18 protein-coding genes are annotated in these 17,311 nt (G+C 69.2%); 8 read left to right on the top strand and 10 right to left on the bottom strand.

Features of this window, described 5'->3' with window-relative positions; genetic code table 11:
- Positions 1–104: 104 nt before the first annotated feature.
- The gene (locus AncyloWKF20_RS09800) at positions 105–1,067 is read left to right on the top strand and encodes a YncE family protein (protein ID WP_279317659.1); all 963 of its coding nucleotides are present in this window, start codon (positions 105–107) and stop codon (positions 1,065–1,067) included.
- A gap of 15 nt (positions 1,068–1,082) precedes the next feature.
- Here AncyloWKF20_RS09800 and AncyloWKF20_RS09805 read toward each other — a convergent pair whose 3' ends face one another.
- Positions 1,083–2,183 (bottom strand): sulfate/molybdate ABC transporter ATP-binding protein, encoded by a 1,101-nt coding sequence (locus AncyloWKF20_RS09805; RefSeq protein ID WP_279317660.1) that lies wholly within the window; start codon positions 2,181–2,183, stop codon positions 1,083–1,085.
- Between the two features lie 139 nt (positions 2,184–2,322).
- Between AncyloWKF20_RS09805 and AncyloWKF20_RS09810 the strand changes: the two genes are divergently transcribed.
- Entirely contained in the window at positions 2,323–2,964 is a 642-nt protein-coding gene (locus AncyloWKF20_RS09810) for a GNAT family N-acetyltransferase (RefSeq protein WP_279317661.1), read from the top strand.
- A gap of 248 nt (positions 2,965–3,212) precedes the next feature.
- On the opposite strand, the gene AncyloWKF20_RS09815 is transcribed toward AncyloWKF20_RS09810, so the two are convergent.
- A complete protein-coding gene (locus AncyloWKF20_RS09815) occupies positions 3,213–3,608 on the bottom strand; it encodes a flagellar export protein FliJ (protein WP_267581607.1) in 396 nt (131 codons plus the stop codon).
- Positions 3,609–4,142: 534 nt separating this feature from the next.
- Here AncyloWKF20_RS09815 and AncyloWKF20_RS09820 point away from each other — a divergent pair.
- Positions 4,143–4,844 (top strand): response regulator transcription factor CtrA, encoded by a 702-nt coding sequence (locus AncyloWKF20_RS09820; RefSeq protein WP_267581606.1) that lies wholly within the window; start codon positions 4,143–4,145, stop codon positions 4,842–4,844.
- 406 nt (positions 4,845–5,250) lie between these two features.
- Here AncyloWKF20_RS09820 and AncyloWKF20_RS09825 read toward each other — a convergent pair whose 3' ends face one another.
- The 4 genes from AncyloWKF20_RS09825 to AncyloWKF20_RS09840 all read right to left on the bottom strand — a co-directional run bounded on the left by AncyloWKF20_RS09825 (position 5,251) and on the right by AncyloWKF20_RS09840 (position 8,163).
- Positions 5,251–5,658 (bottom strand): DUF305 domain-containing protein, encoded by a 408-nt coding sequence (locus AncyloWKF20_RS09825; RefSeq protein WP_279317662.1) that lies wholly within the window; start codon positions 5,656–5,658, stop codon positions 5,251–5,253.
- A gap of 54 nt (positions 5,659–5,712) precedes the next feature.
- Positions 5,713–6,090: a hypothetical protein gene (locus tag AncyloWKF20_RS09830; RefSeq protein ID WP_279317663.1), complete on the bottom strand. Its 378-nt coding sequence runs from the start codon at positions 6,088–6,090 to the stop codon at positions 5,713–5,715.
- An 87-nt stretch (positions 6,091–6,177) separates the two neighbouring features.
- Positions 6,178–7,299 (bottom strand): chemotaxis protein CheW, encoded by a 1,122-nt coding sequence (locus AncyloWKF20_RS09835; RefSeq protein WP_279317930.1) that lies wholly within the window; start codon positions 7,297–7,299, stop codon positions 6,178–6,180.
- A gap of 216 nt (positions 7,300–7,515) precedes the next feature.
- Complete coding sequence (locus AncyloWKF20_RS09840; RefSeq protein ID WP_279317664.1) at positions 7,516–8,163, bottom strand: histidine phosphotransferase family protein; 648 nt, start codon at positions 8,161–8,163, stop codon at positions 7,516–7,518.
- Between the two features lie 135 nt (positions 8,164–8,298).
- On the opposite strand from AncyloWKF20_RS09840, the gene cysQ reads away from it, so the two are divergent.
- The 5 genes from cysQ (at position 8,299) to AncyloWKF20_RS09865 (ending at position 14,594) form a co-directional block, all read left to right on the top strand.
- On the top strand, positions 8,299–9,138 hold the full coding sequence (gene cysQ / locus AncyloWKF20_RS09845; protein WP_279317665.1) for a 3'(2'),5'-bisphosphate nucleotidase CysQ: 840 nt from the start codon (positions 8,299–8,301) through the stop codon (positions 9,136–9,138).
- 204 nt (positions 9,139–9,342) lie between these two features.
- A complete protein-coding gene (locus AncyloWKF20_RS09850) occupies positions 9,343–9,927 on the top strand; it encodes a DUF1134 domain-containing protein (protein ID WP_279317666.1) in 585 nt (194 codons plus the stop codon).
- 218 nt (positions 9,928–10,145) lie between these two features.
- Positions 10,146–11,468, top strand: coding sequence for a hypothetical protein (locus AncyloWKF20_RS09855; protein ID WP_279317667.1), 1,323 nt, complete (start codon positions 10,146–10,148; stop codon positions 11,466–11,468).
- 121 nt (positions 11,469–11,589) lie between these two features.
- A complete protein-coding gene (locus AncyloWKF20_RS09860; RefSeq protein WP_279317668.1) occupies positions 11,590–12,960 on the top strand; it encodes a Gfo/Idh/MocA family oxidoreductase in 1,371 nt (456 codons plus the stop codon).
- A gap of 44 nt (positions 12,961–13,004) precedes the next feature.
- Complete coding sequence (locus AncyloWKF20_RS09865; RefSeq protein WP_279317669.1) at positions 13,005–14,594, top strand: cryptochrome/photolyase family protein; 1,590 nt, start codon at positions 13,005–13,007, stop codon at positions 14,592–14,594.
- Between the two features lie 26 nt (positions 14,595–14,620).
- Here the strand turns inward: AncyloWKF20_RS09865 and AncyloWKF20_RS09870 are convergent, their stop codons facing one another.
- Genes AncyloWKF20_RS09870 through AncyloWKF20_RS09885 form a run of 4 tightly spaced genes read right to left on the bottom strand, consistent with a single transcriptional unit; the run spans position 14,621 to position 17,266 of the window.
- Positions 14,621–15,229: a thiamine phosphate synthase gene (locus AncyloWKF20_RS09870; protein WP_279317670.1), complete on the bottom strand. Its 609-nt coding sequence runs from the start codon at positions 15,227–15,229 to the stop codon at positions 14,621–14,623.
- Positions 15,230–15,244: 15 nt separating this feature from the next.
- Positions 15,245–16,057, bottom strand: a complete 813-nt coding sequence (locus AncyloWKF20_RS09875; RefSeq protein WP_279317671.1) for a thiazole synthase — start codon at positions 16,055–16,057, stop codon at positions 15,245–15,247.
- Between the two features lie 20 nt (positions 16,058–16,077).
- The gene (gene thiS / locus AncyloWKF20_RS09880; protein ID WP_279317672.1) at positions 16,078–16,275 is read right to left on the bottom strand and encodes a sulfur carrier protein ThiS; all 198 of its coding nucleotides are present in this window, start codon (positions 16,273–16,275) and stop codon (positions 16,078–16,080) included.
- Complete coding sequence (locus AncyloWKF20_RS09885) at positions 16,253–17,266, bottom strand: FAD-dependent oxidoreductase (protein WP_279317931.1); 1,014 nt, start codon at positions 17,264–17,266, stop codon at positions 16,253–16,255. Before AncyloWKF20_RS09885 ends, thiS begins: the two co-directional genes overlap by 23 nt.
- Between the last annotated feature and the right edge of the window lie 45 nt (positions 17,267–17,311).

Below are 17,311 nucleotides of genomic sequence, written 5' to 3' on the forward strand. Positions count from 1 at the left end.
AGGCCCCTTCCCCACCCCGCTTCGTCATCCCGGCCGCGCATCAGCGCGCGCCGGGATCGCCCTCCGCCATGGCGCGATCCCGGCTCGACCTTCGGTCGTCCGGGATGACGACGATCCGGGTTCCGGCGCGTCTCGCCATCCTCTTCGCCGCCCTTCTCCTCGCCGCGCCCGCCCGCGCGGATGAGGCGTTCGTTACCTCGCAGCCGGCGGAAACGCTCTCCGTCGTCGACCTGCCCACGGGCAAGGTAGTCGCCACCCTGCCCATCCCCGGCAAGCCGGCCGGCATCGCGGTGGACCCTTTGGGCCGGCGCGCCTTCGTCACCTCGCCGGACGGCAAGGCGTTGACCATTCTCGATGCCGCCACCCGCACCATCGAGCACCGCGTCGATGTCGGCGGCGGGCCGCTCGGCGTCGCCGTGCACCCTTCCGGCAGCCCGGCCTATGTCGCCGACTGGTATCGGCACAAGATCGTCGTGGTGGATGCCGCGCGCGGGGTGATGACGGGCGAGATCGAGGTCGGCGATTCCCCATCGGGGCTCGCGGTGACGCCCGATGGCGCGCTGCTGCTCTCGGCCGACCGCGATTCCGATCAGGTGAGTTTCATCGACACGGCGACGCTCACCCGGCTCGGCACGGTGAAGGTCGGCGCCCGCCCCTTCGGCGTCACCATCAATGCCGAGGGCACGCGCGCCTACACCGCCAATGTCGCCTCGGATGACGTGACCATCATCGACATCCCCACCCGCACGGTCGTCGGCACGGTGAAGGTCGGCCAGCGGCCTTATGCGGTGGCGCTGGCGAATGGCCGCGCCTTCACCACCGACCAGTACGCCTCGACGGTCACGGTGTTCGACACCGGCAGCCTCGCCCGCCTCGCCACCATTGCAGTCGGCGACTACCCCGAGGGCATCGCCGCCAGCCGGGATGGCACGCGCGTCTATGTGGCGAACTGGGAGAGCAACACGCTGAGCGTGATCGACGCGCAAACGCTCAAGGTGGTCGCCGATATCGAGGTGGCGGACGGCCCCCGCGCCTTTGGCGCCTTCATCCGTCGCACGGACCCCTGAGGCCCGTGCAGCGCCTCAGATGGCGTATTCGCCGGGCTGCTGCGCCGCCGGGGCGCGGCAATCGACGCCCGGCCCGCCATTGACGAAGAGCCGCGCCCGGTCGAGCCGCACCGCGACCTTCTCGCCGATCGGCACGCGCACGGTCGGGGCGATGTCGGCCTCGAACAGCGCGGAGCCCACCTCGATCTCCACCCGGCGGATCGCGCCATGGCGGCGGAAGCCGCGCACCTCGCCCTTGAGGCCCGGCGTGCCGGGAAGACCCAGCGAGACATCGTGCGGGCGCACATAGAGCAGGCCCGCCCCGTCCGGCACCGCATGGGTTGCCGCCGCGATCGGCGTCGTGCCGGCAATGGCGACACCGTCGCGCACCTCGACCTCGATCCGGCTCGATTCGCCCATGAAACCGAAGACGGCGGCGGTCGCCGGCTTGTCATAGACATCGTCGGGCGTGCCGACCTGCTCGATCTTGCCCTTGCCCATCACCACCACGCGGTCGGCGAGTTCCAGCGCCTCCTCCTGGTCATGGGTGACGAACAGCGTGGTATGGCCGGTGCGGTCATGCAGCTCGCGCAGCCATTTGCGCAGTTCCTTGCGCACCAGCGCGTCGAGCGCGCCGAAGGGCTCGTCGAGCAGCAGCACCTTGGGCTCGATGGCGAGCGCGCGGGCGAGCGCCACGCGCTGGCGCTGGCCACCGGAAAGCTGGGCGGGGAAGCGCCCGCCAAACGCTTCGAGCTGCACGAGGGCAAGCAGATCCGCCACGCGCTTCTTGATCTCGGTGTCGGACGGCCGCTCGGCGCGCGGGCGCGAGCGCAAGCCGAAGGCGACATTCTCGGAAACCGTCATGTGCCGGAACAGCGCGTAGTTCTGGAACACGAAGCCGATGCCACGGCGGCGCACCGGGACGGAGAGCGCGTCCTGATCGTCGAACAGCACCCGGCCATGGCTCGGCTGCTCCAGCCCGGCGACGATGCGCAGCAGCGTCGTCTTGCCGGAGCCGGAGGGGCCCAGCAGCGCGACAAGCTCGCTCGGCTTCACCTCCAGCGACACGTCCGCCAGCGCCGGCGCACCCGTGCCGAAGGATTTGCCGACCTGGTCGATGGTCACCGCGACGGTCATGAATTCACTCTCATTAGATGTAATAAATGTAATTCACCGCAAGATATCTGAAAATTCGCCGCTGTGAACCCTCCTCGTGCGGCCCGGATGACGCTTGGCCCGTGATCTGCTAGGCGCAGGACGCCCACAGGAGCCCCCGATGACCGAGACAGCCGCCCACCCGAGCCCCCTTCCCGCCCCGGCGACGCTCGCCGATGTGCCCGCCGGCAAGGTCGCGGCCATCGTCACCTTTCTGGAGATGCACGCCCAGCCCGCGCCCCTGCCGGCGCCGGAGGCGCCCCATCTCAGCCTTCGCCACGTCACGGCGCCCGAGACGGGCTGGTATCGCGACCTGTTCCGCCGCATCGGCGAGGATTGGCTCTGGTATTCGCGCCTGCAGATGAGCGAAGCCCAGCTCGCCGCCATCATTGGCAGCCCGGACGTGGAGATCTACGCGCTCTCCCGCACCCAGCCGGATGGCACCAGCATCGACATCGGGCTGGTCGATCTGGATTTTCGCACCGAGGGCGAAGCGGAACTTGCGTTTTTCGGACTGGTGGCCGGCGAAACCGGCTCAGGCGCGGGCCGGCTGATGATGAACCTCGCCACCGCCCGTGCCTTTGCGCGGCCGATCCGGCGTTTCTTCGTCCACACCTGCACGCATGACCTTCCGGCGGCGGTCGGCTTCTACCGCAAGTCCGGCTTCAAACCCTATGGCCGCGCGGTGGAGATCGTCGACGATCCGCGCCTCGACGGCACGCTGCGCCGCACGGCGGCGCCGCATGTCCCGATCATTGAGTGAGAGGGATGAGGGGGCTGTCGGCAGCCGACACTGCCTAAAGGATTCAGCCGAAGAGTCTTCCGCTGGATCCCGGCTCGCCTTCCGCTGGCGCTACAGGCGTCCGGGACACGGTAAAAAACCTCGTTCCCCGGACGAGTTGCGCGCAGCGCAACGATGATCCGGGGCCCAGGAGAGACTCCGCCGCAGGCGGCGACATCCCCTGCCACCTCAGCACAGCGTCACAACGCGAAAGCGGCTCGCGGGGGCTCTCAGGCCCCCAGCGCCGCCCGGCCGCGACCGGCACGGACCGGAATTTCCACGGGAACCTCGAGGCCGCGCTCGCGCTCGCCGAGCGCCTCGACCTTCTTCAGCTCCTCCAGCGCCGCATCGAGCAGCGCCTTGGCGTCGTCGAGCTGCTGCTTCAGCTCATCGGCCGAAAGGCGCAGATTATCGCGGCGCGTGGCGGCGGCGCGGGCATAGGTGGAATAGGCGAAATGCTGCGTATCGGTGATGCCGGTGCGCTGTTCCTCGGCCTCGATCTCGCGGTCGAGGTCCTTCGCCATGCGGTCGAAATCGCCGATCATCGATTGGATCTGCGCGAAATGGCGGCGCTTTTCTTCCGCCTGGAACCGCTTGAGGCGGATGAGTGTATCAAGCGACTTCATGGTCGGCTGTTACTCCACTCTGTCGGTCCGGCGCCTGTCCCTGTCATCCTCATCGGACGTCCCCCGCACGCAACCGGTTCGAGCCGCCTTTACGCGGCGGCAGAGCCATATTCACCGCCAGATGTTGCCGCTTCCTTACTCCTGTGGAGCCAAACGGTAGCGCGGGGCGGAATCTGCGACTCTTCAAGGCGATGGAAACGATTTGTTTACCGGCCTCGTTAATGATCGGGGCATCGTCCGGTGCGGACAGTCGATGCGGCGAAAGCAGAGTCGACTGACTCACTTACCAGCACTTCTTAAGATTCGACTCCAGCCTCTGGGTTGAAAAATTCTGGTTCAATGCCAGCCGCTTGCGGAAAGACTCGAAGAAAATTTCGAGACCCCGCTTGTGCGCGAGAATCAGATTTTGTTACCCCTAATGCACGAGTGAACGAATCGGGTGTGCCGGGCCGGGCGCGGGGAGGGGTGGCGCGCGGACCAGAGTAGTCCGACGGGCTGAACCCCCCGGGGCCATGGCGAGGGAAGGGGATTGGCATGCGCGTCTTGCTCATCGAGGACGACCGCGCGACCGCGCAGAGCATCGAATTGATGCTCAAGTCCGAGAGCTTTAACGTCTACACGACGGATCTCGGCGAAGAGGGTGTCGATCTCGGCAAGCTCTACGATTACGACATCATCCTGCTCGACCTGAACCTGCCGGACATGTCGGGCTACGACGTGCTGAAGGGTCTGCGGGTCGCCAAGGTGAAGACGCCCATCCTCATCCTCTCCGGCCTCGCCGGCATCGAGGACAAGGTGAAGGGCCTCGGCTTCGGCGCCGACGACTATCTCACCAAGCCGTTCCACAAGGACGAGCTGGTGGCGCGCATCCACGCCATCGTGCGCCGCTCCAAGGGCCACGCCCAGTCGGTCATCACCACCGGCGATCTGGTGGTCAATCTGGACACCAAGACTGTCGAGGTCGCGGGCAACCGCGTGCATCTCACCGGCAAGGAATACCAGATGCTGGAGCTGCTCTCGCTGCGCAAGGGCACGACGCTGACCAAGGAGATGTTCCTCAACCATCTCTATGGCGGCATGGACGAGCCCGAGCTCAAGATCATCGACGTGTTCATCTGCAAGCTTCGCAAGAAGCTCGCCAACGCCTCCGATGGCCACAACTTCATCGAGACGGTGTGGGGCCGCGGCTATGTGCTGCGGGAGATGGGCGAGCAGGACCAGCGCATCCCGGCCTGAGGGGTGCGCCCCTCGCCTGCCATCCGCCGCTGCTGAAAACCCCGCCTTGGCGGGGTTTTTCGTTGTTGTGGACAGTCGAAAATGGTGACGCCATCGTCATCACCCAGCGCGCCGTCATCCCCGGGCTTGGCCCGGGGATCCACGACTCCCGCCAGCGACAAGCGCCGACGGCTTTTGCCAAAGAACTCTGCGATGGATCCCGGCTCTGCGCTCCGCCTACGGCGTCGCTGGGCCGGGAAACGGAGGCGGGACGCGGCCGTTCGTGTCCCGGACCAGCCGCACGCAGCGCGCCGTCATCCCCGGACTTGATCCGGGGATCCACGACTTGGGTGCGCGCGGGAGTCGTGGATGGCCGGGCCAAGCCCGGCCATGACGAGGTTGGTGGGTGAGGTGAGGAAGAACCGTCCTACTTCGCGTTCTTCGCCAGCCAGGCCTTGAGGAAGGCGATCTCGCTTTCCTGCGCCTTGATGATTTCCTCGGCCAGCGCGCGCAGCTCGGGATCCTTGCCGTATTGCAGCTCGATCCGCGCCATGTCGATCGCGCCCTGATGGTGCGGGATCATGCCGCGCGCGAAATCGACATCGGTGTTGCCGGTGAAGCCGATCGCCATTTCCCGGTGCATATGGGCATTGGCGGCCTCGAAGGCCTGGGTCGAGGGCGCGCCGGCCGCCGCCGGGGTCGTCGCGCCGGACGTCATCGCGCCATGATCCATCGTGCCATGGTTCATGCCGTCCATCGGCATGGTCTGGGCGAATGCGGGGGCAGCGGCGAGCGAAAGGCCGGCGAACAGCGCGGCCGCGAGAAAAGTCTTCATGATGTGTCTCCGAATGAACTGATCGTGCCCGGCCACAGCCGGGCGGCGAAGCGATCAGGCCGGTCGGGGTGGCGGCACCGGAATGGCCGGCACGCGGCCAAACAGCAGCGCCGCGCCGGGCACCGCGCGCGTCGCGACATGCCACAGCGGCGGCTCCAGTGCCGGCGCGACGAGAAGCGGCGCGACGATCTGGGCGAGCACGCAGCACAGATGGCGACTGGCGGGATCAAGCTTGCCCACTGGTGCGGCCACCGAGGCGCCCATGGCATCGGTGGCCGACGCGCTTTCATGGCAGGGCATCGGCGCCGCGCGCAGCGTTGTCGCGGCGAGCCCGGCGCCCGGGCCGGCCAGCGCAACCGCGAGCGCCAGCAGCGCCACGATAAACCTTAGGTGTCGGATCAGCCGCATCGGCCGCGCCCGCATGGTGATCATGGTGTGACACTAGCAGCCGGGAGCGGCGGCGTTGAGAGCGCAACACCCCTCATGCCGTATCCGTGAAGCGTGACCGCGCCCGAGGGTTCAGGCGGCCCTCGCCGCGCCTGGCAGCAGGGCGGCGATCAGCCCGACCACATCGCCCGCCGGCACCACGGCGTGGAAACCGGGCGGCGGCGCGGTCTCGCGGGCCGCCAAGCCGATACGCCGCGCCGCGCCGCTCGTGACGGCGACCGCGCCATAGGCGTCGAGATCGACCAGAATGGTGTCGAAGCGCCCGCCGGCGAGTTCCGCCGCGCGCGGGTCGTCCGCCAGCGAGACGTCATGCCCCATGGCGTGCACGAGGTCGCGCAGTTGCTCGCGCGCCGGGCCCTGCGGCGCGGCGACCAGAACGCGGCCGGTGCGCGCCGTGGTCGGCACGGTCTCGCCCGGCTCCAGCAGGCGGAAGCGCCCGGTGCTGGTGGCGAGATAGCGCGCTCCGTCCACCCGCTCGACACGGCCGGGCGGGGCGAGGCCCAGCACCTCGTCGACGGCGAGCGCATCGCCCTCCCCGCCGATCAGCAGCAGCATGCGCCGGCCCGGCTTGAGGCTGACAATGCCGGCGCCGCGATGAATATCGTCGATCGGGCTCATGCCGCGCAGGCTGGCAAGGCGCACCGCCTCCGGCTCCGCCCGGCCCGCCCGCACCAGAAGATGCGCGCTGTCGCGGCTGGCCTCGGGCATGCGCGGGCGCGGCAGGGCGACGCCGATCGGCAGATCGACCAGAGCGGCCTGCGTGCCGTCCGGCAGGCGCGCGACGCCGCCGATCAGATCCTCGCAAGGCCAGAAATCCTGCCGCCATGCCGGCGGCATCACCTCGAGGGAGGCGCTCATGCGGGTCGGCAGGTCGTCGAGCAGCACGGTGGCGCGCACCTTCCCGGCCTCGCCGAACAGCACCAGCGCCCCGCGCGTCGGGCGTTCCACGGTGAAGCCCAGCCGGGTGGACAGGCGGATCAGCGGCAGGCCGCTCACGCCCAGCGTGCCGGCGGCGGCCATGCGGGCCATCTTGTCCCAGCGCGCGCCCTCGAGCGGCACCACCTCGACCACGCGGGCCGCCGGCAGGGCAAAGCGCATCTTGTGGAAAGCGAAGACCATCACCTCCGTCCGGGCCGCACCACGCGCCGCGCCGCCCATGGGGACACGCAGGCTCGCGGCGGCCTCGGCCGCCACCGCGGACAAGCTGCCGATCCCGGCACGGACCGCAGGGGGCACGGAGGTCGGCCCGGCGGATGTGAGATCAGAACGCGACATGAGGCGACCAGCGGTACAAACAAGGGCACATGCCCAGAGCATGGGCAGCCACAGTGTCGCCGGATCGCGTTAATGTCTTCTGAAAGACGCTCACCTAACGGGAGCGCGAGATCATGCCGTCCCCGTCGGCGTCGCTCAGCCGCGCTCGGCGGCGATCACCACCGTGTCGCCGTCAAGCGCGAGGGTGATGGAATAGCCGGTCGCCCGCGCCAGCAGGCCAGTATAGTGCGGCTGCACCGCGTGGGCGTCGAGCGCCCCGCCCTCGGGGGCCGCGCCGGCCAGCAGCTCGGCGATATGGGCGGGAATGCGCGAATGGCTGCCCTGGGTGCGCAGGCGGAAACCGCCCTCCTCGCCCTCGCCGGTCGCCTCGACGCTGATGCGCCCGCCGCGCGGAATGGTGGAGGTCGCGACCATCAGCAGATTGAGCAGCAGCTTCACCTTGTTCTTCGGCGAGAGCGTGCGCGGCACGGTCCATTCCAGCGTCGTGCGGTCGTCCTGGATGAAACCGCGCGCGACATTCTCGGCGTCGCCCGTGTCGATCTGCGCGCCGGCCGAACCGGCGGCGCCGAAGGCGAGGCGGGCGAACTGGAGACGGGCCGAGGCCTGCCGCGCGCTCTTGGCGATGAGGTCGAGCGCGAAGGCCTTCATGCTCGGGTCGTCCTCGTCCTCGAGAACCTCCAGCCCGTTGACGATGGCGCCCACCGGGCTGATGACGTCGTGGCAGACGCGCGAGCACAGCAACGCGGCGAGGTCGAGCTTGTCGAGGTTGACGACGGTGGTCATCGCGTCTCCTTGCGGAAATCGGCGGATCGGTACGGCGAATCGCGCGCAAATCACCCGCGCTGGTTTGCGGGTGTGATACACCGCCCCCCCGACCACGCCAACCTTCGCCACAATCGCGCCACACCGGGTTCCGCCATGACGACCGCGCTCTCCTCCCCGCCCGCCTCTTTCTCGGGCGATCCCGCCCTGCTCGCGGCTCTGGCCGGGGCCGCGCTGAAGGCCGGCGTCGAGATCCTGCGCATCCGCGCGGAGGGCATGAGCACCCGCTACAAGGCGGATGAAAGCCCGGTCACCGCCGCCGACCTCGCCGCCGAGGAACTGCTGCGCGCCGAGCTGGCGCTGCTGCTGCCCGGCGTGCCGGTCATCGCCGAGGAGGCGGTCGAGCAGGGGCGCGGCGAGGCACCGGCCGACACCTTCCTGCTGGTCGATCCGCTCGACGGCACGCGCGAATTCATCGGGTCGAGCGGCGAATTCACCGTCAATATCGCGCTGGTGGAGGCCGGGGTGCCGAGCCTCGGGATCATCTACGCCCCCGCCGTGGAAAAGCTCTATGCCGGCGGCACCTTCGCCTCGGGCGAGGCGCGTGCCTTCCGCGCCGCCCGCGCGGCCGGCGCGCCGGTGGATGCGGCGACGTGGGAGCCGATCCGCTGCCGGCCGATCCCCGATGCCGGGCTCATCGCCATCGCCAGCCGCTCGCATCTCGATCCCGACACCCGCGAACTCCTCGCCTCGCTCGACATCGCCGAGAGCCTGAGCTGCGGCTCGGCGCTGAAATTCGGGCTGGTGGCCGAGGGGCGGGCGGACATCTACCCGCGCCTGTCCACCGTCTGCGAATGGGATGTCGGGGCGGGCCATGCGCTGGTGCGCGCCGCCGGCGGCAGCGTGCGCCGGCCGGACGGCAACCCGCTGCGCTATGGCCGCACCGAGGCCAAGTACCGGGTGCCGGCCTTCATCGCCTATGGCGCGCAGGGGTAGAAGCGCGCGCCGGCACCGGCATCGACCTATCGTTGGGGAAGGTGGAGCGTGGACGGACGAAGCTACGCGTGTCTGCCTTCCTAAGGTCGCACTCCGTGCTATTGATAGGGTCCGGGTTCTCTTGGCAGGGCGACCGGTTCGGCCGTTAGGTCAGCCATCGCGCGTGCCGCCATTCCTTTTCCGAGACCAACCGCGAGACCGACAATGCCGACCTTGCGCGCCCTTCTTGCCTGCCTTGCGCTCCTTGCCCTTCCCGTCCTCGTCACTCCGGCCGCCGCGCAGTACAAGCAGCCCGGCCCCTCGAACAGCACCTATTCGAGCGACGAACTGGTCCAGCAGGGCCATGGCTTCTTCGGCGAAGTGTCGCGCGGGCTCGCCCTCTCCATCGAGAAGGCGGTCTCCCAATGGGGCCAGCCCAATGGCTATATTCTCGGGCAGGAAGGCTCCGGCGCCTTTGTCGGCGGCCTGCGCTACGGCGAAGGCACGCTTTACACCCGCAATGCCGGCGATCTGAAAGTCTTCTGGCAGGGCCCCTCGCTCGGCTGGGACTTCGGCGGCGACGGCGCCCGCACCATGATCCTCGTCTACAACCTCAACTCCATCAACGACATCTTCCGGCGCTTCGGCGGCATTTCCGGCTCAGCCTATTTCGTCGCCGGTTTCGGCATGACGGCGCTCGGGGCGGACAATATGGTGGTGGTGCCGATCCGCTCCGGCGTCGGTGTCCGCCTCGGCGCCAATATCGGCTATCTCAAGTTCACGCCCACCGCGACCTGGAACCCCTTCTGAGCGCGGACGGGGCTTTTCGACAGGCGGCCGGGACAACCCGGCCGTTTTGGTGTCTGCTGGCCCGTTCCCGCGCTTTCCGCGTGGAAATGCGGTAACGATCTTTCGTAACGCCCAGCCAAGGCCTCTCGGCTATGAGAGAGGCGGGGCATCAAGAGGCGGCGATCCGCCGCCGCCCGCCGGGCACTGCCGGCGGGGCCGCGTAGAAGAGTGAGACACGCATGATCGAAGTGATCATGTACTGCGCCATCGGTTTTCTCGCGGCGACGCTGCTCGCGCTGCTGACCCTTCCGGCTGTCTGGCGCCGCGCCGTCCGATTGACCCGCCGGCGCATCGAGAGCGCCCTGCCCGTCTCCATGGCCGAGATCCAAGCCGACAAGGACGAGGCGCGCGCCGCCTTCGCCCTCGCCGTGCGCCAGGCCGAGATGCAGACGCAGCGCCTGCGCGAGGAAGCCGCGCTGCGCCTCACCCAGATCACCGCCCAGGCCGAGGAACTGGTGAAGCGCCAGACCCGGCTCGACGAGTTGACCGCCGCCCTCGCCGATCTCGAATCCCGCCACGCGACGCTGACCGAGCATGATCGTGAGGTCACCGATGAGCTCGCCCTGCGTACCGGCGATCTCAATGAGACCCGTGTGGCGCTCGCCCAGACCCGCACCGAGCTCGCCAGCACCCGCCACACGCTGGAGGCGACCGCCGGCCGCGAGGAGGAGCTGAAGGTCGAGCATATCGCGCTCACCACGCTGCGCGACACGCTGAAGGACCGCATCACCGATCTCGACCGGCACCTCACCGCCGCCAATGCGCATCTGTCCGCGGAGCGCGAGCGGCTGCGCCAGACCACCGACAACCTCGTCACCGAGGTCGCCCGCACGCGCGATCTGAAAGAGCGCCTCGCCGCCACCGAGACCGAGCTTGGCGCGGTCAGCACGGAAGCCTCGGCGCTGCGCGCGGAGCTGGCCGGACTGCACCTCAAGGTCGATGACCTGACCCGCCGCACCCACGCCGCCGAGACCCGCCGCGCCAGCGTCGAGGCCGATGCCGCCCGCCGCGTCTCCGACGCCAGCTCCGCCCGCGAGATCGCGCAGGCCGAGGCCCGCCACGCGCAGGACATGGCCCGGATGCTCAGCGCGGAAAAGGCGATGCTGGAAGGCGCCCTCGCCAAGGCCCGCGAGGACCGCGCCAGCCTGCAGCAGCGTCTCGATGGCCTGCTTCCGGTCGCCACGGCCGGCCGGGCCGATGGCGCGCTGCGCCAGCACATCAGCGAGATCGCCGCCGAGGTCGCCCAGCTCACCGCCGCGCTGGAAGGACCGGGCTCGCCGATCAACGCCCTGCTGGCCGAGGCCGCGCCCACCCGCAAGGGCGCGCCGCCGAGTCTCGCCGACCGCATCCGCGCGCTGCAGGACAAGGCCCGCCGCCGCGCCCCGCTGCCGACCGGCGAGGGCATCCCCGTCGATCCGGCGGCGATGGAGGCGGCGCGCGACGTCGCCCGCGAGGCCGCCCGCGCGCGCGAGTCGCAGCCCACCCCTTCCGCCGCCGAGTGAGGCGCGGCGCCGCTTCGGTGCCCCTCCATCCCTCTTCCGCGCCCGCCTGCCGCGCCAACGGCCGACCGGCGCCTCGCCTCAAGGGTGCGGCCACAGCACCCGCCATCCGGGAGACACGCCGATGAATCTCGCCCGCCTGCTCAAGGCCCGCGCCACCGCCGGCCGCCCGGTCCGCGTCGGGCTCATCGGCGCGGGCAAGTTCGGCTCGATGTTCCTCTCCCAGCTGCGCACCACGCCAGGCCTGCATCTGCTGGGGATCGCCGATCTTTCCGTGCCGCGCGCCCGCGCCGCGCTGGAGCGCACCGGCTGGGATGTCGAGACCGCGCTCGCCCCCTCCTTCACGGAGGCGCTGGCGAGCGGGCGCACCATGCTGACCGAGGATGCCGACGCCCTCATCGCTGCGGACGGGCTGGATGTGGTGGTGGAAGCCACCGGCAGCCCCGCCGCCGGCGCCGCCCATGCGCTCAAGGCTATCGAGCACAAGCGCCATGTGGTGATGGTGACGGTGGAGGCCGACGTGCTGGTCGGCCCGCTGCTCGCCGCTCGCGCCCGCGACGCCGGGGTGGTCTATTCCATGGGCTATGGCGACCAGCCGGCCCTCGTCTGCGAGATGGTGGACTGGGCCCGCACCTGCGGCTTCAACGTGGTCTGCGCTGGCAAGGGCACGAAGTACCTGCCGAGCTACCACGCCTCGACCCCCGACACGATCTGGAGCCTGTACGGTCTCACCGCCGAGCAGGCGGCGGCGGGCGGCATGAACGCGCAGATGTTCAACTCCTTCGCCGACGGCACGAAGTCCTCCATCGAGATGGCCGCCATCGCCAATGCGGCGGACCTGCGCGCCCCCTCGGACGGGCTGCTCTTCCCGCCCTGCGGCGTCGACGATCTCGCCCATGTGCTGCGCCCGCACGAGGCCGGCGGCATTCTCGAACATGCCGGCACGGTCGAGACCGTCTCCAGCCTCGAGCGCGACGGGCGCCCGGTGTTCCGCGATCTGCGCTGGGGCGTCTATGTCGTGTTCGAGGCCGAGCGCGGCGCTTCCGGCGATTACGCGCGGCGCTGCTTCAAGGAATATGGCGTCGTCACCGATGCGTCGGGACGCTACACCGCGCTGTACCGCCCCTATCATCTGATCGGGCTGGAACTCGGCATCAGCGTCGCCTCGGCGGCACTGCGAGGCGAGCCAACGGGCGTCACCGAGCATTTCAACGCCGACGTGGTGGCGGTCGCCAAGCGCCCGCTCAAGGCCGGGGAAAAGCTCGACGGCGAGGGCGGTTATACCGTGTGGGGCAAGCTGCTGCCGGCGGCGAGTTCCCTGGCGCGCGGCGCCCTGCCCATCGGCCTCGCCCACAACGTCACGCTGGGCCGCGACATGGTCGAGGGCGAGGTGATCGGCTGGGCCGATGTCACCATCGCCGATACGCCCATCGTGCGCCTGCGCCGGGAAATGGAGCGGGCCTTCTCCGCTCCGTTCAGCGCCGTCGCGGAGTAGCGGGAAGCGGTGAACCCGTCGGGCTCCCGCGCCGTAGGAAGGGGATGACGCGTTCCTCCCCTCGCCCGCTGCCTCCCGCCAAACCCGGCGGCACGCTGCGCCTCGTGCTCGGCGACCAGCTCAGCCGCTCCTTAAGCGCGCTCGACGGGCTCGATCCGGCCCGCGACACCGTGCTGATGATGGAGGTGCGGGCGGAGGCGACCCATGTGCGCCACCACGCGCAGAAGATCGCCCTGTTCTTTTCCGCCATGCGCCATTTCGCGGCGGCGCTGGAGCAAGAGGGGGTGCGCGTCGACTACATCCGCCTCGATGATCCCTCGAACACCCAGAGCTTTGCCGGTGAGATCACCCGCGCCGTGGAACGCCACGCGCCAGCGCGCGTCATCGCCACCGAGCCCGGCGAATGGCGCGTCGAGGACGCGCTGCTTGCCTTGCGCGAAGAACTGCCCATCCCGCTGGAGATCCGCCCCGACAGCCGCTTCTTCGCCACGCGCGGGGATTTCGAGCGCTGGGCGGAAGGGCGCCGCAGCCTACGCATGGAGTTCTTCTACCGCGAGATGCGGCGCGCCCATGGCCTGCTGATGGAGGGCGAGGCGCCCCTTGGCGGGCGCTGGAACTTCGATGCCGAGAACCGCGAGGCGCTCCCCAAAGACGTCCTCGCCCCCGCCCCGCCGCGCTTTGCCCCGGACGCGATCACCGCAGAGGTGCTGGAACTCGTCACCCGCGAATTCCCCGGTCATTTCGGCACGCTGGAGGGCTTCGGCTGGGCGGTGACGCGGGAGGATGCGCTCACCGCGCTCGATCATTTCATCGCCCATGCCCTGCCGCGCTTCGGCGACTATCAGGACGCGATGCGCGCGGGCGACCCCTTCCTGTTCCACGCCATCCTCTCGCCTTACCTCAATGTCGGCCTCCTGCAGCCGCGCGAGGTCTGCGCGGCCGCCGAACGGGCCTTCCATGAAGGCGCGGCGCCGCTCAATGCGGTGGAGGGCTTCATCCGCCAGATCCTTGGCTGGCGGGAATATGTGCGCGGCATCTACTGGCTGAAAATGCCGGACTATGCCCACTCCAACCACTTCAACGCCACGCGCCCGCTGCCGCGCTTCTTCTGGGACGGGCAGACCGACCTTGCCTGCCTCGCCCATGTGGTCGAGGACACGCGCGCCCACGCCTATGCCCACCACATCCAGCGGCTGATGGTGATCGGCAATTTCGCCCTGCTGGCGGGGCTCGATCCGGCGGCGGTGGAGGAATGGTTCCTCATCGTTTATGCCGACGCGGTGGAGTGGGTGGAACTGCCCAATGTCCACGGCATGGCGCTGTTCGCCGATGGCGGGGTGCTCGGTTCCAAGCCCTATGCCGCGTCGGGCGCCTATATTGACCGTATGTCGGATTATTGCGCCAGCTGCCGCTACGACCCCAAGGTGAAGTCCGGCCCGAAAGCCTGCCCGTTCAACTATCTCTACTGGGATTTTCTCGACCGCAACCGGGACAAGCTGGCGCGCAATCCGCGCCTCGCCATGCCCTACCGCAACCTCGCGCGCTTCGACGAGGCCCGCCGCCACACCTTCCGCACCGACGCCGCCCGCTTCCTCGACGGGCTGGAGCCGGCGCAGGCCGGGCGCGACTGGTAGGCCACGTTACCCCGCGGGTTGAGCGATCAGGCAACCACTTCGCGGGTGGCTTCCACCCATTCACGGGCGCGGGCTTCCGGGTTGGCGTTCAGCAGCACGTCGGTCACCACCGCCACGCTGTCCGCGCCGGCTTTCAGCACACCTTGCGCGCGCTCGATGGTGAGCCCGCCAATGCCGACGAGCGGAATATCGCCCACCCGCTTCTTCCAGGCGGTGACGCGCTCCAGCCCCTGCGGGGCCCATTTCATCTTCTTCAGGATGGTCGGATAGACCGGACCCAGCGCGACATAAGCGGGCTGCGCCAGCAGCGCGACTTCCAGCTCCGCTTCGTCATGCGTGCTGATGCCGAGCCGGACGCCGGCCTTGCGGATATAAGTGAGGTCCGCCTCGGCGAGATCTTCCTGGCCGAGATGGATGAAGTCGCAGCCGAGCTCGATGGCGAGCTGCCAGTAATCATTGACGATGAGCTGCGCGCCATAGCGGGCGCAGACCTCGCGCGCGAGTGTGATGTCGGCGCGAAGCTGCGCCGCGTCCATGTCCTTGGCGCGCAGCTGCACCAGCTTCACGCCCTGCGGCAGCAGACGCGGCAGCCAGGAGGCGCGGTCGACGATGAGGTAGAAGGGATCGAGCTTCATCGAATTACCTGCGTCTCACTGGCCGAAGGCGGCGCGGCCCATCACGGGCGTCGAGGGCGCCGCCATGTCGCGCACCTCCATCGGGTCGGCCAGCAGGCCCTCGCGGCCGGCCTCGATGGCGCGGGCGAAGGCGCGGGCCATGCGCACGGGATCGCCGGCCTTGGCCACCGCCGTATTCAGCAGCACCGCGTCATAGCCGAGCTCCATCGCCAGCGCCGCATGGGAGGGCACGCCAACGCCGGCATCGACCACCAGCGGAATGCCGGGGAAATGCGCGCGCATGGAGCGCAGGCCATAGGGGTTGTTCAGCCCCCGGCCGGAGCCGATCGGCGCGCCCCAGGGCATCAGCACCTCGCAGCCGGCGGAGATCAGCTTCTCCGCCACGACAAGGTCTTCCGTCGTGTAGGGGAACACCTGGAACCCCTCGCGCGAGAGAATGCGGGCGGCCTCGACGAGGCCGAACACGTCCGGCTGGAGCGTGTCGTCCTCGCCGATCACCTCGAGCTTCACCCAGGGCGTATCGAACAGGTCGCGCGCCATCTGCGCGGTGGTGACGGCTTCCTTCACCGTCTTGCAGCCGGCGGTGTTGGGCAGCACCTTCACGCCGAGGTCGCGGATGAGCTGCCAGAAGCTCTGCCCGGCCTTGGCCGCCCCGGATTCGCGGCGCAGCGAGACGGTGACGATCTCGGCTTTCGAGGCGCGGATCGCCTCGGCAAGGATCGCCGGCGACGGGTACTGCGCGGTGCCGAGCAGCAGGCGCGAGGCGACGGGCGTGCCGTAGAACTCCACGGGGTCGGCCAGCGTGCCCGTGAGGGTATTCGTGGTCATGGCGTCCATGTCAGGCTCCCTCAGCCTCCCTGCATCGGCGCGAGGATTTCCACCCGGTCGCCGTCGCTGATCGCGGTCTCGCCGCGCTTTGCCTTGCGCACCATGGCGCCGTTCACCGCCGTCGCGACCATGGCGTCGGCGAGGTCGAGCTCGACGAGGAGATCGGCCAGCGTGCCCGCACCGGTCTGCGCCGGCTCACCATTCACGATGATCTTCATCCATCACCTCCGGGCAACGGGTTCCGTCAAACGCCAGATCCGCCGCGCGCCGCGCGAGAGCGGGGGCGGCGAGGAAGCCATGACGGTAGAGCCCGTTGAGATAGATCGTGTTGCCGCGCCGGCGCAGGCGCGGAATGTTGTCGGGGAAGGCCGGGCGCACATCCGCGCCGATCTCGACGATCTCCGCCTCGCCAAAGGCCGGGTGCAGCGCATAGACGGCGCCGAGCAGCTCCAGCATGGACCGGCCGGTGACGCGCCCGCGCTCGTCATTCTCGATCGAGGTCGCCCCGATCATGAAATGCCCGTCGCCGCGCGGCACGATATAGACGGGGATGCGCGGGTGCAGCATCCGCACCGGACGCTTGAGCGAGATCTCGGTGGAATAGAGGACGAGCATCTCGCCCTTCACCCCGCGCAGGTCGGCGAGCTGGTCGCGCGCGCCGAGGCCCCGGCAATCCATGATCACATCGGCCTGATCGGCCTGATCGTCCGCCTCATCGAACCCATCGGCCTCGTAGCGGATCGTGACATTATACTCGTTCACCAGCCGCTCGGTGAGCGCCGCCAGCGCCTTGCGCGGCTCCAGATGCGCCTCGGTGGGGAAGAACAGCCCCTGGTCGAAACGCCCCTCTAGGTCCGGCTCCAGCGCTGCGATAGCGGCCCCATCCACCCACTCGAAGCCCTCAGTGCGGCGGGAAAAGCGTTTGAGATCAGGTAGATCGCGCGGCTGGGCGAGGACGAGGCTGCCCTCGTTCGGCACGTCCGGCACCGCCTCGCGCCAATAGGCGAGCGATTCGAAGCCGAGCTCGGCGATGATCGGCTCGGCGCTCTCGCGCTCGCACCACGGCGCCAGCATCCCGCCCGCATACCAGGAACAGCCTTGCCCGGTGGCGGATTTGCGTTCCACCAGAATGACTTGCGCCCCGCGCTTAGCAAAGGCATGGGCGCTGGTCAGCCCGGCGACACCGCCGCCGATGACGCGCACGCGCATCGCGTTGGGCGCCGGGTAAGTCGTTGCGGAACCGATGGAATTTTC

This window comes from Ancylobacter sp. WKF20, assembly GCF_029760895.1.
In the GTDB taxonomy this organism is placed as follows: Bacteria; Pseudomonadota; Alphaproteobacteria; order Rhizobiales; family Xanthobacteraceae; genus Ancylobacter.